This window comes from Methanoculleus frigidifontis (assembly GCF_030464345.1).
GTDB lineage: Archaea > Halobacteriota > Methanomicrobia > Methanomicrobiales > Methanoculleaceae > Methanoculleus_A > Methanoculleus_A frigidifontis.
Window position 1 is genome coordinate 55,222 of sequence record NZ_VCYH01000006.1, and the last position, 14,001, is coordinate 69,222.

15 protein-coding genes are annotated in these 14,001 nt (G+C 61.8%); 5 read left to right on the forward strand and 10 right to left on the reverse strand.

Annotation, left to right across the window (positions count from 1 at the left end; all coding sequences use genetic code 11):
- From FGU65_RS09975 to FGU65_RS09985, 3 genes are all read right to left on the reverse strand, one after another.
- A complete protein-coding gene (locus FGU65_RS09975) occupies positions 1-234 on the reverse strand; it encodes a UPF0058 family protein (RefSeq protein ID WP_437344446.1) in 234 nt (77 codons plus the stop codon).
- An 86-nt stretch (positions 235-320) separates the two neighbouring features.
- Positions 321-686: a UPF0179 family protein gene (locus FGU65_RS09980; RefSeq protein ID WP_301664316.1), complete on the reverse strand. Its 366-nt coding sequence runs from the start codon at positions 684-686 to the stop codon at positions 321-323.
- A gap of 8 nt (positions 687-694) precedes the next feature.
- The gene (locus FGU65_RS09985; protein WP_301664317.1) at positions 695-1,774 is read right to left on the reverse strand and encodes an NAD(P)-dependent glycerol-1-phosphate dehydrogenase; all 1,080 of its coding nucleotides are present in this window, start codon (positions 1,772-1,774) and stop codon (positions 695-697) included.
- Positions 1,775-1,786: 12 nt separating this feature from the next.
- Between FGU65_RS09985 and FGU65_RS09990 the strand changes: the two genes are divergently transcribed.
- The 3 genes from FGU65_RS09990 to proS are packed head-to-tail and all read left to right on the forward strand — an operon-like array spanning position 1,787 to position 4,656.
- Complete coding sequence (locus FGU65_RS09990) at positions 1,787-2,632, forward strand: DUF63 family protein (RefSeq protein ID WP_301664318.1); 846 nt, start codon at positions 1,787-1,789, stop codon at positions 2,630-2,632.
- A complete protein-coding gene (locus tag FGU65_RS09995; protein ID WP_301664319.1) occupies positions 2,625-3,191 on the forward strand; it encodes a stage II sporulation protein M in 567 nt (188 codons plus the stop codon). The genes FGU65_RS09990 and FGU65_RS09995 overlap by 8 nt, the downstream gene beginning before the upstream one ends.
- A 31-nt stretch (positions 3,192-3,222) precedes the next feature.
- Positions 3,223-4,656 carry a proline--tRNA ligase gene (gene proS, locus FGU65_RS10000; protein WP_301664320.1) on the forward strand — a complete coding sequence of 478 codons (1,434 nt, stop codon included), beginning with the start codon at positions 3,223-3,225 and terminating at the stop codon, positions 4,654-4,656.
- A 456-nt stretch (positions 4,657-5,112) separates the two neighbouring features.
- On the opposite strand, the gene FGU65_RS10005 is transcribed toward proS, so the two are convergent.
- Positions 5,113-5,568, reverse strand: a complete 456-nt coding sequence (locus FGU65_RS10005) for a hypothetical protein (RefSeq protein WP_301664321.1) — start codon at positions 5,566-5,568, stop codon at positions 5,113-5,115.
- 325 nt (positions 5,569-5,893) lie between these two features.
- Between FGU65_RS10005 and FGU65_RS10010 the strand changes: the two genes are divergently transcribed.
- Positions 5,894-6,814 carry a DUF362 domain-containing protein gene (locus tag FGU65_RS10010; protein WP_301664322.1) on the forward strand — a complete coding sequence of 307 codons (921 nt, stop codon included), beginning with the start codon at positions 5,894-5,896 and terminating at the stop codon, positions 6,812-6,814.
- 45 nt (positions 6,815-6,859) lie between these two features.
- Complete coding sequence (locus FGU65_RS10015; RefSeq protein ID WP_301664323.1) at positions 6,860-8,773, forward strand: agmatine deiminase family protein; 1,914 nt, start codon at positions 6,860-6,862, stop codon at positions 8,771-8,773.
- 10 nt (positions 8,774-8,783) lie between these two features.
- Here the strand turns inward: FGU65_RS10015 and FGU65_RS10020 are convergent, their stop codons facing one another.
- From FGU65_RS10020 to FGU65_RS10045, 6 genes are all read right to left on the reverse strand, one after another.
- On the reverse strand, positions 8,784-9,422 hold the full coding sequence (locus FGU65_RS10020) for a TMEM175 family protein (RefSeq protein ID WP_301664324.1): 639 nt from the start codon (positions 9,420-9,422) through the stop codon (positions 8,784-8,786).
- A gap of 6 nt (positions 9,423-9,428) precedes the next feature.
- Positions 9,429-9,932 (reverse strand): nitroreductase family protein, encoded by a 504-nt coding sequence (locus tag FGU65_RS10025; protein WP_301664325.1) that lies wholly within the window; start codon positions 9,930-9,932, stop codon positions 9,429-9,431.
- 65 nt (positions 9,933-9,997) lie between these two features.
- On the reverse strand, positions 9,998-10,702 hold the full coding sequence (locus FGU65_RS10030) for a SagB/ThcOx family dehydrogenase (RefSeq protein WP_301664327.1): 705 nt from the start codon (positions 10,700-10,702) through the stop codon (positions 9,998-10,000).
- 69 nt (positions 10,703-10,771) lie between these two features.
- Positions 10,772-12,244 carry an MFS transporter gene (locus tag FGU65_RS10035; RefSeq protein WP_301664328.1) on the reverse strand — a complete coding sequence of 491 codons (1,473 nt, stop codon included), beginning with the start codon at positions 12,242-12,244 and terminating at the stop codon, positions 10,772-10,774.
- Positions 12,245-12,546: 302 nt separating this feature from the next.
- Positions 12,547-13,359, reverse strand: coding sequence for a glucose 1-dehydrogenase (locus FGU65_RS10040; protein WP_301664329.1), 813 nt, complete (start codon positions 13,357-13,359; stop codon positions 12,547-12,549).
- A 151-nt stretch (positions 13,360-13,510) separates the two neighbouring features.
- Positions 13,511-13,987, reverse strand: coding sequence for a ferritin (locus FGU65_RS10045; protein ID WP_301664330.1), 477 nt, complete (start codon positions 13,985-13,987; stop codon positions 13,511-13,513).
- Between the last annotated feature and the right edge of the window lie 14 nt (positions 13,988-14,001).

Here is a 14,001-nt window from a genome sequence, read left to right on the forward strand (position 1 = left end):
TTATTCGATTGCTACCCGCTCGGAGGGCAGCTCCGGATGATATTCAATAAAAGGGGTATGGTTCGTCCGGATATGGCCCACGATCTCGTCGCCCAGCGTGAGAATAGCCTTTTTGTGAGAAATCTTGTTTTTGTGGATGTGAACCGGAGATATATGAAGAGAAGCGTATTTGTCGGTGAGGACCTCCTCCCCGGTGATGTTCTCGTAGTATTTCCTGACATGTACCAATAACATGTGTAAGTGGAGTAGCTCTTCCTTCTGCACACTATCACCTTATCCTCGAAAAATACTACAGAGGATTTCGAAAAACCGCCCTCTTCTCAAAAGTACTCCTCGATGATGCCCTCGGGGTGGCAGAGTTCGTAGCTGCGGCAGGCGGTCCTGGTGCAGGAGAACTCGTACTGTATCTTTGAGTTGACGATGGCCATATCGGCGCTGATGAGGGCGACGACCGGAGATTCTACCACTTCGACGGCATTGACCGAATCCATGTGAACGGGGCAGTCGTGTTTTGTGCCCGGCCGGACCTCGACGATGCGGTACTTCTTCCCCTGCTGGAGGTTGTGGCAGGCCTTGCGCATCTTGCAGCCTTCGCACTCCTCTGAGAAACCTTCGTAGATGAATTCGAGGTCCTGCTTTGCCAGCATCGAACCAATCAGCGTCACTTTTGTCTTTTTCAGTATCATCTCTCCCGTCACTCCTGATACAGCATCTTCACGAGTTTCGTCGCCGACGTACGGGTCAGGCCCGTGTCGAGGATGGTAAACCGTTCCGGCCGGATCTGCCGTGCCGCGAGGAGTGCTTCGACCGCCGTTTCGTCGCCGACGCCGATCTCGGCCGGTGTGGTCGGCGCCCCGATCTTTTTGAGCGATCGGCGCATCTCCCGCCAGTCCCCGCCGTGGAGATACATGGTGATGATTGCCCCGATCCCGCACTTCTCACCATGAAGCCCCTTCCCCGGCGCCAGGCGGTCAAGGGCGTGGCTGAATTTGTGCTCCCCGCCGCTCGCCGGCCGCGACGACCCGGCGATGCTCATCGCCACCCCCGACGAGACCAGTGCTTTTGTGGCGATCCAGGCTCCCTCCTCGCTCTGCGGCCGGATCAGGCCGGCGTCCTTCACCAGGATCTCCGCCGTCATGCGGGAGAGTGTCAGGGCGTACTCTGAGAGCGGTTCTCCGGTGAGGCGGTGCGAGAGCTCCCAGTCGAGGATCGCGGTGTAATTGGAGATGACGTCCGCACACCCTGCCGCAAGCAGGCGGTGGGGCGCCTGGGCGATGATGCCGGTGTCTGCGACGACGGCGATGGGTGGATGGGCGCTCATCGAGATGTTGCCGTCCACCGTAGGGACCGATGCCCGCGACGATGCGATGCCGTCGTGTGACGCTGCGGTGGGAACGCTGATGAACTGGCGGTCGATGTTGAACGAGGCGATCTTCGCGGTATCGATCACCCTCCCGCCGCCGACACCGATCAGGAAATCCGTGTCGCGTGCTGCCTCTTCGATCGCCGTGATGGTATCGAGGGAGATCGTCTCGGTGCTGACGACGGTGACGTCGTACTCGTCGGCGAGGTACCGGCGTGCCCGATCCCCGGCAACGTCGCGTGTCTGTTTCCCGGTGATGATGAGCGCAGAGGTCCCGAGCGACAGATCTTCGCAGATGGCCGGAAGCTGTTCGATGACGTCGTGGCCGATCACGACATCGCGAGGCAGCTGCATCCATTTGGATTTGTCAAAAGTCTTGCTCTTGAGTAGATTTATACCATCTGCGCTCATTTTAATCAGGTAATGATTAGTGAGTTCATATACAAATACTACATCGATCCAATACGATACGGCGAGGCCTATACTATTGTCGATACACTCACGTATGCGTTCATTCTGATCATTTCGGTGTATCTCGTCTATCGCTGGCTGAAGCGCTCCGGGATCGCCATCGATGAGGAACTCGTCCTTGCCACCATGCCGTACGTCGTCCTCGGAGGACTCCTGCGGGTCGTGCAGGATACGGGAATGATCACCTCGAACCTGCAGTTTCTGCTGATCACTCCGCTCATCTTCTTCACGCTCTTCTTCTACGCGATCGTCTTCCTCTTTGCAGGAAAACTGCTCGAACGGCGCGGGCTCATCTCCCGGTATAGCCGCCTGTACGGAGGGGCGGGCATCGTCTCGTCCATCGCGGCCGCAGCCGTCCTCACCTATTTCGGCCTGACGGAGACCGTAGTGGCGCTGGACGTCCTCGTGATCATCCTCGCCATGACCTCGGTTACCTCGCTTGGCCTCTGGGCGTTTTTGCGGTACGTCCTGAAGTGGGATTATGTCTCCAATAGCCTCTACAAACTCCTGATATTCGGGCATCTGCTGGATGCCAGTGCAACGAGCTACGGCATCGACCTGCACCCGCTCCACTACGTGGAGCAGCACGTCGTCGGTGCCAACCTGATCGCCCTGACCGGCACGGCGTTCTCGATGTTTCTCCTGAAACTTGCGGTCATTATCCCGGCTATTTATATCCTTGAGCTGTACAGAAAAGAAGGAAACCCCGACCTCTGGCACCTCATCGTGCTCGCGATGATCGTCGTCGGGATGGCGCCCGGCATTCGGGATATGGTGCGGATGATACTGTATGTTTGAGAAACCCTTTCTTCGGGCGGCCGGCATCGCGTTCCTGGTCTTCGCCGTATCGCTCGGTCTCGGCATCGCCGCGGTCGCCCAAGACCCGGCCATCGGCGAAGAGATGCTGCAGGTCTTTCAGGAACAGGTCGCCAGCGAACTCGCGGGTGATGCGCCGGCCGTCCTCTTCGTCAAGATATTTGCAAACAACCTCGGTGCCTGCATCCTGCTCTTCCTCGGCGGTGCGTCGCTCGGTGCACTGACCATTCTGATCCTGGGCTTAAACGGCCTTCTGATCGGCTCCATCATCGAGCTCGTGCGCCAGCAGCAGGGCATCGCTTTCATCGCCGCGGCGCTGATCCCGCACGGCATCTTTGAGATACCGTCGTTCATCGTGGCGGGCGCCCTCGGTATCCTGCTCGGCCAGGCGCTCGCCGCCGAGTGGCAGGGGGAGGGCGACGCGGCAGAGACCGCATCCCATCTTGGAAAAACCTTTGTAAAAATCGTCGTTCCGCTCCTTGCAGTCGCCGCGGTCACAGAGGCATTTATTACGCCTGCAATCCTACGTTTGATCGCGTAAGACTCAATTCACCATCCGGGGTACGAGACGAATGGAAGCAGATACAGGGGCACTCCCGACGAAAGACGACTTCAGCGGCTGGTATAATGAAATCCTCTGGCGAGCGGAGATTATGGACGTCCGCTACCCGGTCAAGGGGTTGTATGTCTGGTACCCGCACGGATTCGCAATCAGGAAACTGGCCTATCAGATCCTCCGCGATCTGATGGACCGGGATCATCAGGAGACGATGTTCCCGCTCCTGGTGCCTGAGACCGAGTTCATGAAAGAGGCAGACCACATCAAAGGCTTCGAGAACGAGGTCTACTGGGTCACCCACGGCGGCAGAAACGAGCTCGACGTGCCGCTTGCGCTCCGGCCTACCAGCGAGACCGCCATCTACCCGATGTACGCCCTCTGGATCCGGTCGCATGCCGATCTTCCGCTCAAGCTCTACCAGATCGTCAACACCTTCCGGTACGAGACGAAGCATACGCGGCCGCTGATCCGCCTGCGCGAGATCACGTCGTTTAAAGAGGCGCATACCGTCCACGCAACGTGGGAGGAGGCAGAGCGGCAGGTAGAGGAGGCGATCGAACTCTACCGGACGTTTTACCAGCGGCTCTGTGTCCCGGTGATCATCTCCCGGCGTCCGGAATGGGACAAGTTCCCGGGTGCCGACTACACCATCGCCGTTGACACCGTCATGCCCGATGGAAAGACGCTGCAGATCGGCACGGTGCACCTGCTCGGCGATCACTTCTCAAAGACCTACAATATTACCTTCGAGGGTGCGGACGGCGAACACCACTACGCCTACCAGACCTGCTACGGCATCTCCGAGCGCTCCATCGCCGCGCTCATCAGCGTCCACGGCGACGACCGGGGGCTTGTCCTGCCGCCCGAAACAGCTCCTCTGCAGGCGGTTATCGTCCCGATCATCGTCGGCAAACGGCGTGACGAGGTGCTCTCCGCCGCTGCAGCCCTCGAAGACGACCTGAAGGCCGCCGGCTTCTCGGTCAGGGTCGATACGCGCGACCTGCGGCCCGGCGCCAAGTACTATTACTGGGAGATGCGGGGCGTTCCGCTGCGGCTGGAGATCGGGCCGCGGGACATCGACGCCAACACGGTGGTCGTGGTTACGCGGACCGGCGAGAAGCACGCCATCGACCGCAGGGGCGTTGTCGAAGGTGTCGGGAGCATCCTCGGCCGCTTCCGGGAAGAGATCTTTGATAGAGCCGGCAGGTGGATGGCAGACCGGATCAGGACGGTCGATACCCTCGAAGACGCGGCAGACGCCGTGAAGTCGGGTGTTGCGGTCGTGCACTGGTGCGGTTCGCAGGACTGCGCAACGGCGGTTGAAGAGGCCGTCGACGCCAGCATCCTCGGGTCGGATATCAGATCCGAATATATCCTGGTCTCGACGGGCCCGTGCATCGTCTGCGGCGGCACCGGAAGATCAGCGATGGTTTCCAGAACCTACTAAACACTGCGTTTGAGCCCTGGAAGAGGCTCAAACTATTTTTTGGAAAATCCGGCCGACTCCGTGCGGTCACGATTCATCGTGCGCTCATCTCCAAAGATTGTCGGTGCGGCCATATCCCGAGCAGGTTCGACCGGTACGTTCCGATGCCCTGCTCCAGTAAAATCTTCCCGGTCGGTGCCGGGATATGCGAGTGCAGTTCTGAAAACGTGGCCGTGAGAGGGCTGGCCCCCTCCCCCTACGCGATATCCCCAGGAATATCCGTGCTTGCAGGTTCGCCTCCGATGCACCTTTTTTGCTGTTGTACCCGAGAGGAGTGCGTCGATCCGGTCGATCGTTCCATCCACGAATACTTCTGGGATCTGCTCGGATCTTCGTGGGGGGCGGAGGCACACGCTCCCTGTCGGTCACCTGCACGAGAATTGCCGGGCGTTTCCGGGAGGGCCGGTGGAAAAAAGTTCAGCAGCCCGGGCAGATGTATGCCGGAGAAAACTCCGTCCGGGTAAGATCTCCACAGATCGTCTTCTTTCCGCCTCTCAGGAAAATTTGTCCGCACCTGGAGCATTTTTTAGGCTTCAGCCGGTCAAGGAGCGTCATTGCGACCTCCAGCTCGAACTGGAGCTGACCCATGGTGACGGGGTTGCAGTTGCAGGCTTCCTCGTATTGGGAGAGCAGCTGCATGGTCTGGAGAGGGCTTGCGCCCATGCTGTCGAACCGCTTGAAGAGGAAGTAGTTAAAGATCATCCAACTGAGATCGGCTCGCTCAAGGGAATCTTCGTATTCGCCGCACACCCCATCGTCATCGTCAAGCGAGTAGCCGCAGAGCGGGCAACGTCCCCCTACCAGTTCATCGAGGAAGACCTCCTCATGGCAGCTTGGACAGGTGGTGTGGGGTGTGTGCATTCTGGATGACATGGATAGAGCATCTCCTCATGGCTCCGCTCCCGGAGGGCTCCCGGCAGGGGGGGCGCCTCTGAAAGCAGCCAGGTTCTACTAGGTAGTGTGTTGCTGATACTCTTATACGTGTCGTACGTGCATGTATCGCTATTATGGCATATTTGAGCGTTTTTTGCCGAACAATCCGCTATTAATGGGCTGTCGTGAACGTCAGGGAGGGCGGAGGGGCGTCCCCTGCGGGTGTCTGCAAGCGGCCCCGGGTGGATGGCACCCTCCGGCGGCATATGCCTGCCGTGACCCCGGTCGGGGAATTCTTTTATACGTTGGCGGATCAGTTCCGCGCATGGCGTCGCCTGCCGCATCTGAAGTCTATCTGATACGCGGGAATGAGAGAAAAACCGGCATCCAGGCGCTCTGGAATGAGATCGAGATTCCTCCTCTCGCGGGAAAGCGCGTCGCGCTGAAGGCAAACTACAACAGCGACGATCCCTTTCCTGCATCGACGCATCCCGAGACGTTCCGCTCCCTCCTGGAGCAGATCCTGGCCGCCGGCGCTGCAGAGGTCACCCTTGCCGAACGGAGCGGTATGGGGCAGACCCGGGCGGTGCTGGAGAACCGGGGTGTCTTTGCCCTTGCAGAGGATTTCGGCTTCGATGCGGTCGTTCTGGATGACCTCCCTGCCGACGGATGGGAGCGGATAGATGCCGAGGGGCTGCACTGGAAGCGGGGCTTTCTCATTGCAAAGGTCTTCCGGGACGCGGATGTGGTGATCCAGACCTGCTGCCTCAAGACGCACCGCTTCGGCGGCCACGTCACCCTCTCGCTCAAAAACTCCGTCGGTCTCGTGGCCCGGCACGACCCGGACGGGACGTACGACTACATGGCGGAGCTGCACGCATCGCCGCACCAGCGCAGCATGATCGCCGAGATCAACCGCTTCTACCCGACAGACCTGATCGTCATGGACGCAATGCAGGGCTTTGCGACGGGCGGGCCGGAACGCGGCAGCCTCATCGAGCCCGGCCTTCTCCTCGCCAGTACCGACCGGGTGGCGCTGGATGCGGTGGCAATCGCCCTCCTCCGTTTCTACGGCTCCACGCCGCAGGTGATGAAGGGGCGGATATTTGCGCAGGAGCAGATCGCCCGGGCGGCGGAGCTCGGTGTCGGTGTCCGGTCGGCCGACGAGCTCCGCCTGGTACCGCTCGATTCCGGGAGCAAATCGGTTGCCACGGAGATCCGGCGGATCCTCGACCTGACCGGGTAGTCGATCCGATCGGGTTATTGGTTTCTCCGGTCAACGGTAGAGGAGATGACAGAGAGCAGCACGGTGACGATCGGCCTTGTCCAGACGGCGGTCTCCGCGGACAAACACCGGAATCTGGCAGAGACACTCGAGCTGGTGCGTTCGGCGATTGCACGGGGCGCCCGGATCGTCTGCCTGCAGGAACTCTTCCGGACACGGTATTTTCCGCAGACCGAGGATGCCGACCCCGATGCGTATGCCGAGACCATACCCGGCGAATCGACGGACGCCTTTGCCGCGCTTGCCCGGGAGCACGGGGTGGTCATCGTCGTCCCCCTCTACGAGCGCACCGCCGTAGGCGAGTACTTCAACACCGCCGTGGTGATCGATGCGGACGGGCGTCTTCTCCCCGCCTACCGGAAGGTGCACATCCCCTACGACCCGCTCTTTTACGAAAAGACCTACTTTTCGCCCGGTGGTGAGTACCGCATCTACGACACCCGGCACGGCCGCATCGCCGTGCTCATCTGTTACGACCAGTGGTTCCCGGAGGCTGCGCGGGCTGTCGCCCTGCAGGGCGCCGACATCATCTTCTACCCGACGGCGATCGGCTGGATCGCCGGTGAGGAGAACCCCCCCGAGGGCGACTGGCGCGAGGCGTGGGAGACGGTTCAGCGGGGCCACGCCATCGCAAACAGTGTCCATGTCGCCGCGGTCAACCGGGTGGGGCGCGAGGGGGACCTTGCGTTCTGGGGCAGCTCGTTTGTCTGCGACTGCTTCGGAACAATCCTCGCCCGGGGGAGCGATACCTGTGCGGAGGTGATCGTCGCAGACCTCGATCTCTCCCGAAACGCCGCCGTCCGGGATGGATGGGGATTTTTCCGGAACCGGCGCCCCGAAACCTACGGCCTCCTCACGGCCGCCGCCGCCCTGCAGACGCCGCGGGAGCTCGGCTACCGTATGCCTGCGGAGTGGGAGCGGCACGATGCCATCTGGCTCTCCTGGCCGCATGACTCCGAGAGTTTCCCGGAGATCGAGGCGGTCGAGCGGTCGTATGTCTCCCTGATCGCGGCGGTCCACCGGGACGAGGTCATCAACCTCCTGGTGCTCGACGAAGAGATGCGAGGGCGCACCCGGGATCTGTTGCGGGCTGCGGGAGTTCTGCCGGAGCGGATCCGGTTCCACGTCACCGACTACGCCGACGTCTGGTTCCGCGACTACGGGCCGACATTCGTGGTGAACCGGAGCAGCGGCCGCCGTGCTCTGGTGAACTGGACGTTCAACGCCTGGGGCGGCAAGTACGAAGAACTGATGCGGGACGACGCCATCCCGCTGACGATCAACCGGGACCTCCATCTTCCCGTCTTCACCCCCGGCATCGTCATGGAGGGCGGCTCCATCGACGTGAACGGGCTGGGGTCGCTGCTCACCACCGAGCAGTGCCTGCTGAACCCGAACCGGAACCCGCACCTCTCCCGCGGTGAGATTGAAGATTATCTCCGGGATTACCTCGGTGCCACCCACGTCATCTGGCTCAAAGACGGGGTTGCAGGGGACGATACCGACGGCCATATCGACGACATCGCCCGCTTCGTAAACCCGACCACCGTCCTCTGCGCCGTCGAGGAGGACGAAAACGATGAAAACTACGCTCCCCTGATGGAGAACTACGGGATCCTGAAAGCCTCGGCCGACCAGGACGGCAATCCCCTGACCGTCGTTCCGCTCCCGATGCCCGGGCGCGTGGGGGGCGACCGGCGGCTCCCTGCGAGTTATACGAACTTCTACATCGGCAATACGGTCGTGCTGGTGCCGGTCTTCGGCCACGAAAACGATGAGCGGGCTCTGCGGATCATCGGCGAGGCCTTCCCGGGCAGACGCGTGATCGGCATCGACTGCACCGCGATGGTGCACGGCCTCGGGACGATCCACTGCATCAGCCAGCAGCAGCCCTCGCTCACCTCCTGGCCGCCCGGGTAGGCGGCGGCGATCAGTCCCGGGTGCCGATGATCCGGAGCAGGATTGGCGCTGCTATGTAGATGGTCGTTGTCCAGGGAACCCCGGCGAGGGCGAGCAGGATGCCGACGGCAGAGAGGCCGGGGATGACGAGGCCGCGCATCCAGCCGACGGTGAGGGCTTCGGGGTCGCTTCTGTCGGAGAGGAGGCAGGGATGTGTGCGGATGTACCGTCCGGCGAGGACGAGCAGAAGCCCGACGACGAGCACGTTCCCCTCGAAGAGGACGGCTGCAAGCGGGTCGTAGGGAAAGTCCCCTGCGATCGAGGACGTGAACGGGACGAGAGCGACGGACATCAGGATGAAGATGTTGATCTGGAGGAACGGCCTGTCGATGGCGCGGAGGTAGCGGGTCTGCATGTGGTGGCCGATCCAGAACCCTGCGAGGATCAGGAACGCGACGACGTAGTGGTACACGTCGGGGACGGCCCGGGCGACGATGGCAGCTGCCGACCCTGCAGAGGCTGTCTGCAGTGCTTCGGGAAACATCCCGACGACGATCAGCGTCATTGCGACGGCGAAGATGCCGTCGGTCAGGGCTTCGAGGCGGTTTTTGGCAAACCCGATCTGCTCGCACCGCTTCTCTGCTTCCCCGCTCCGGTTCTGGGAGGGCATCTGTCCTCACCAGCCGTTGTAGTGGATGCGCTCTTTTCTGAACCGGTCGGCGGTCGGCGGCTCCTCTGCAGGGTGACCGATGGGTACCAGAGCAAACGGGATTATGTGATCGGGCAGGGAGAAGAGGATCCTGAACCCGAGCATCCGATCCTCCAGAGGGAATACGGCCGTCCATACCGCCCCGAGACCCATCGCGTGGGCGGCGAGGAGGAGGCTCTCCGTGGCTGCCGAACAGTCCTGCACCCAGAACCCCGGCGTCCGCAGCAGAGAGAGGTCGCCGCAGATGAGAACGGCCGCCGGTGCATGCCCGCTCCCCGGCGTGAAGGGGTGCACGCTCGGGAGATTCTCGAGGATGTGGGGATCGTCGATCACGATGAACTGCCAGGGCTCCTCGTCTGCCGCCGACGGTGCGCCCATCGCCGCGGCGAGCAGCCCCTCTATCGTTTCCCGCGGCACCGGCTCATCCGTATATGCCCTGATACTGCGCCGGCTCAGGACTGTCTCAAGCATCTGCATCCCGGTCTCCCCCGCCTGCCGGTGGCGACGTTCCGGTTCATATCTGTGCCGCATAAGCCTTACCGCCTCCCGACCGGCATGACATAGAGCGGTGTTGCGTTCTCCGCCATTCCCATAATCCGCTGCAGTGCCGTCTCGTCGAACGCCCCGATGGCGACCGTTCCGAGCCCGAGTGATTCCGCCTGGAGATAGATGTTCTCCGAAGCATGCCCCGCCTCCATATGCACGTAGCGAACTCCCCGTTCCCCGTACTTCCCGGTCGTCCGTTCATAAACACCTGCGATGATGATATCCGCCGCTGCAGCACGCACGCTCTCCTGGCCGACGGCCGCCTCTGCAAGTTCGGCCCGGAAGTCTCCCTCCCTCACCCGGGTGAGGCGGTGCCCGTCCGGGGCGTAGCGGTAGACGCCGGGCGGAAGCTCCCTGACGCTGCCCGCCGCAACGTACACTTCGAGCGGGTAGAGCGCACCGGCAGAGGGCGCACTCCGGTGTCCTTCGGGACTGGTGATGCCCTGTGCCGCCCAGAGGAGCTGCGAGAGTTCTGCGATCGTGATCGGCTCGCCGGTGTACTCGCGGACGGAACGCCTGGCCGCGATCGCCTCTTCGATCGAGGTGTTGCTCTCCATCCGGGGAGCCGGGAGGTCTACCGTCCCGTTTTCCGGAAGAGACTGATTGGCAGCTCCATTGGTCTCAAGGCCGTCTCCCATGCACCCCGCCGTCACGGCAACCAGGACCGCGATGAGCAGCAGGTTTCTCGCCGCCATCTCTCTCACCTCCGGTGTCGTGATGGGGTTCTAACCGATAAAGGTTACGGGCGAGTGGCGGCTCCTCTATCACCTCTTCTTCTGCCGTCCGATCGTGGAGAACGGGAATTTCACGAGGTCACGAAGTCCGCCGGCGGGTGAGAAGTTCCGCATATCCCGCCGGACCTCCGAAACGAGCTCCTCGACGATGACCTGCTCTTTTGCCTCTCCCTCCTCGCCCACCATGCTCAGGCGGTGCAGGGAGTAGAGGCCGAGCAGGAACGCGAAGAAGAAGAAAAAGTCCCACTGCTGGAGATCGAGCGTGACGAACGCGAGTTCCTGTACCGGATCCTTCCAGACGAGCGTCCAGATCAGTTCGCGCTCCGCGAAGAAGTCGATGGTCAGCCCGCCGAGGATGGGTGCGATGCCTGCTGCCACGGAGTTTGTAAAGGTGCTCGCGGCGAGGTAACTCGTCGCCTGCCCCTGCGGTGCCATCTTCAGGCTGATATTCCCGGCTGCCAGCGAGACTCCCGCAAGGGAGATGCCCATGACGATATGAATGGCGATGAGGAGCGGCATGGTCAGCACGTAGACGTCCGGGAGGGTGGTGAACGTCCACGCAAAGATGGTGATCATGAAGAGCGGCCCGCTCACGGCGAGGACGGACTTGTTGCTGAACCGGTCGGCTACCCTGCCCCAGGAGCGGAAGAAGATGATGTTCATGATCTGGCTGAGGATCCCGAGGATGATGATGAGCGAGAGGTCGAGCCCGAGACGCTGGAGCATGTAGACCGTGAAGAACGGGGCGGCGAGGTTGACGGCAAAGTTCCACGAACCGAGGAAGACGATCAGATTCCGGAAATTCAGGTCCCGGAACGGCTTTGCGATGATGGAGAGGAACCCGGCGCCCTCTTCCGTGAGGATCATTGCTGGCTCGGGGGTGGCTGCAAGGAAAATGAGGCCGATGATCCCGGCGACGAGCCCGAGGGAGAAGAGCGCCGAGTAGCCGAAGGCAACCTGCTCGGGGAAGAGGCCGCCCCAGTAATCGACGAAGAACCCGGCGGCGAGGCTGATGACGAGTGCGAGTCCGGTCGAGAGCGCCATCCTCCGGGAGAAGAACGAGCCGAGCTGGGTCTGCGGGATGAGATCCCGCATCCACGAGTTCCAGCCGCAGTGCGATACCGCCGAGAACGAGGAGTAGAGAACGATGCCTGCGATGAGCGCTATGACACCCTGCTCCGGAGAGAGGAAGAACGGGATGAGAATGATCGGCACCCAGAAGAGCCGGCCGATTCCGGATGCGAGGACAACGACGAGCCTGCGGTTCCGGATCCTATCGACAAGGTAGATCGACGGGATCTGCAGAAGTTCGGCGAGCGGTGGGATCGCAGCCAGCAGACCGATAACCGTGTTCGACGCCCCGAGCTCCAGGGCAAAGGCTACGAGAAAGATCCCGCCGGTCAGCGTGACCATGGCCTGGGTAGCGAGGCCGTCGCGGGTAACCCATCTCAGGCCGTGCTGAACGTCTTCCTCCGTGAGGGTCGCCTGTGTCCGAAATACCATCGATCCGCCACATCCTCCGATGATTCCTGCCGGTGCCGCTTTCGCTCGTCCGCTCGCAGCCGTGCAGGGCCGGCAGGGTATCCCCATTCCGTGTACCGGTCTGTCCGGCAGGATATCGGGCCGGAACCGGATGCCGGGGAGAGTATCTCCTGTATAAAAATCACGATATATTAATCTGTCCCGGTTCGGATCCAGAAGGCCGTCCCTGACTCGCTGAATCCGGCGTGTACCGTCGGCTCTCGGCGCGTGTGGAGCGGTGTCGCAACAGGGTTTTGTGGGGATAGTCTCCCACTGTCTGATCGTCAGTCCGGTGATGACCAGGCGGTCCGGAAGTCGGGATACAGCGTCAGGCCGCCGCAGGCGTAGACCGTCTGCCCGGTGATGTACGATGCGTCGTCCGATGCCAGAAACGCAAATACCGCTGCAATCTCCTCCGGCGTTCCCGCGCGGCCGATCGGAATGTGGCTCTCCACTTCCGCCTTTTTCTCCGGGTCTTCAACCCAGGCTTTGTTCATCGGCGTCGCGATCGCCCCCGGGCCGACGGCGTTGACGCGGATGCCCCGTCCTGCATACTCGAGAGCAAGTGTCCGGGTGAGGTTTCCCATCCCCGCTTTGCTGACGGCATACGGCGTGAACGTCGGCTTTGGGATGATCTGGTGGACCGAGGAGTCGTTGATGATGACGCCGCCCTGCCCGCGCGCGAGAAAGTGCCGGATCGCCTCCCGTGCGCAGAGGAACGATCCGCGGAGGTTCACGGCAAGAACTTTGTCGTAGTCGCTCACGCTCATGTCCTCGGTCGGGGCGGCCTTCTGGATCCCTGCGTTGTTCACCAGGATGTCGATCCGCCCCCATGCATCGAGGACTCGTGCAAACATCGCCTGCACGTCGTCTTCCCGGGCGACGTTCGCCTGCACCACCATCTCCTCGCACCCATACTCCCTGATCGTGCTGCAGGCCGTCTCGACTTCTTCCCTCGTCAGTTCGGCCTCCTCGCCGCTCGAATGGTAGTTGATGGCGACGTTCGCCCCTTCCTGTGCGAAACGGATGGCAATCGCCCGGCCGATGCCGGTCGACCCGCCTGTTACCAGGGCATACCTGCCGTCAAGCCTCTTCATCGTTGTCTGCCCCCTTCGATCACTCGGGCTCCGTGGCTCTCCGGCGGTTTTCCGGAGAGCAGACCCTGCGGGTAGTTGCCGCTCAGAGATTTATGCATATCTCCCGGAGGGCAGTCTCAAAAAAGTGGTGTGCCGGATATCCCGGCGGAGGTTAGCGGCCGGCGAGCTCCCGGTCGAGCGACTGGAGGCTCTCTCCGGCGGCACGCGTCTTTGTAAGGACGCTCTCCGCACCCTCTTCTTCCTCCTCCTGCTCCTTCTCAAACCACCGGAGCATCTCCCGGGCATCGTTGTCGTTCTCCTCTTCGGAGATGCGCACCAGGTCGTTGATGAGCCCGGTCACCCGCTGCTCATGCTTGTAGGTCTCGGCAAAGACCTCCTCGGCAGAACTCCAGTCGCCGGGGGGCGCATCGATAGGAAGCAGCCGGATGCGATAGTCGTGTGAGGCGAGATAGTCGAAGATCTTCATCGCGTGGCCGGCCTCCTCCTGCGCCTGTTTCTTCATCCAGTGCGCAAACCCGGGGAGGTGAACCGACTCGAAGTACGCGGCCATCGAGAGGTACAGGTATGCGGAGTAGAGCTCCCACTTGACCTGTTCGTTCAGTGCATCGCCCATTCTTTTCCCTATCATCGTGAAACCACCTC

What these genes read in the sequence shown, in the direction of transcription:
- FGU65_RS09975 (WP_437344446.1), bottom strand. Translation starts at nt 234, where the DNA reads ATGTTATTGGTACATGTCAGGAAATACTACGAGAACATCACCGGGGAG.
- FGU65_RS09980 (WP_301664316.1), bottom strand. Translation starts at nt 686, where the DNA reads ATGATACTGAAAAAGACAAAAGTGACGCTGATTGGTTCGATGCTGGCA.
- FGU65_RS09985 (WP_301664317.1), bottom strand. Translation starts at nt 1,774, where the DNA reads ATGAGCGCAGATGGTATAAATCTACTCAAGAGCAAGACTTTTGACAAA.
- FGU65_RS09990 (WP_301664318.1), top strand. Translation starts at nt 1,787, where the DNA reads ATGATTAGTGAGTTCATATACAAATACTACATCGATCCAATACGATAC.
- FGU65_RS09995 (WP_301664319.1), top strand. Translation starts at nt 2,625, where the DNA reads ATGTTTGAGAAACCCTTTCTTCGGGCGGCCGGCATCGCGTTCCTGGTC.
- proS (WP_301664320.1), top strand. Translation starts at nt 3,223, where the DNA reads ATGGAAGCAGATACAGGGGCACTCCCGACGAAAGACGACTTCAGCGGC.
- FGU65_RS10005 (WP_301664321.1), bottom strand. Translation starts at nt 5,568, where the DNA reads ATGTCATCCAGAATGCACACACCCCACACCACCTGTCCAAGCTGCCAT.
- FGU65_RS10010 (WP_301664322.1), top strand. Translation starts at nt 5,894, where the DNA reads ATGGCGTCGCCTGCCGCATCTGAAGTCTATCTGATACGCGGGAATGAG.
- FGU65_RS10015 (WP_301664323.1), top strand. Translation starts at nt 6,860, where the DNA reads ATGACAGAGAGCAGCACGGTGACGATCGGCCTTGTCCAGACGGCGGTC.
- FGU65_RS10020 (WP_301664324.1), bottom strand. Translation starts at nt 9,422, where the DNA reads ATGCCCTCCCAGAACCGGAGCGGGGAAGCAGAGAAGCGGTGCGAGCAG.
- FGU65_RS10025 (WP_301664325.1), bottom strand. Translation starts at nt 9,932, where the DNA reads ATGCTTGAGACAGTCCTGAGCCGGCGCAGTATCAGGGCATATACGGAT.
- FGU65_RS10030 (WP_301664327.1), bottom strand. Translation starts at nt 10,702, where the DNA reads ATGGCGGCGAGAAACCTGCTGCTCATCGCGGTCCTGGTTGCCGTGACG.
- FGU65_RS10035 (WP_301664328.1), bottom strand. Translation starts at nt 12,244, where the DNA reads ATGGTATTTCGGACACAGGCGACCCTCACGGAGGAAGACGTTCAGCAC.
- FGU65_RS10040 (WP_301664329.1), bottom strand. Translation starts at nt 13,359, where the DNA reads ATGAAGAGGCTTGACGGCAGGTATGCCCTGGTAACAGGCGGGTCGACC.
- FGU65_RS10045 (WP_301664330.1), bottom strand. Translation starts at nt 13,987, where the DNA reads ATGATAGGGAAAAGAATGGGCGATGCACTGAACGAACAGGTCAAGTGG.